General features: G+C 68.2%; 1 protein-coding gene. It reads left to right on the forward strand.

What is annotated here, in order from left to right; all coding sequences use genetic code 11:
• Positions 1-611, forward strand: a 611-nt coding sequence (argH, locus tag BFF77_RS29800) for an argininosuccinate lyase (RefSeq protein ID WP_066956138.1), incomplete at both ends; no start/stop codon positions are given.

A 611-nucleotide genomic window follows, 5' to 3' on the forward strand; every position in this document is an offset into this window, starting at 1 on the left:
CCCGGAGGCGGTCGCCGCGGACCTCGGCTTCGAGCGCGGCTCCGTCGGCAACTCCATCGACGGCACGGCCTCGCGCGACTTCGTCGCCGAGTTCGCCTTCGTCACCGCGATGATCGGTGTCAATCTGTCGCGGATCGCCGAGGAGGTCATCCTCTGGAACACGAAGGAGTTCTCCTTCGTCACCCTGCACGACGCCTTCTCCACCGGTTCCTCGATCATGCCGCAGAAGAAGAACCCGGACATCGCGGAGCTGGCGCGCGGCAAGTCGGGCCGCCTCATCGGCAATCTCACCGGGCTGCTGGCCACCCTGAAGGGCCTGCCGCTCGCGTACAACCGCGATCTCCAGGAGGACAAGGAGCCCGTCTTCGACTCCTGCGACCAGCTGGAGGTCCTGCTGCCGGCCTTCACCGGGATGATGGCGACGCTCACCGTCAACCGGGCGCGGATGGAGGAACTGGCCCCGGCCGGTTTCTCGCTCGCCACGGACATCGCCGAGTGGCTGGTCCGCCAGGGCGTTCCGTTCCGGGTGGCGCACGAGGTCGCGGGGGAGTGCGTCAAGGAGTGCGAGGCGCTGGGCATCGAGCTGGACGGGCTGACGGACGAGCAGTTCG

Source organism: Streptomyces lushanensis (genome assembly GCF_001700515.1).
Taxonomy (GTDB): Bacteria; Actinomycetota; Actinomycetes; order Streptomycetales; family Streptomycetaceae; genus Streptomyces; species Streptomyces lushanensis.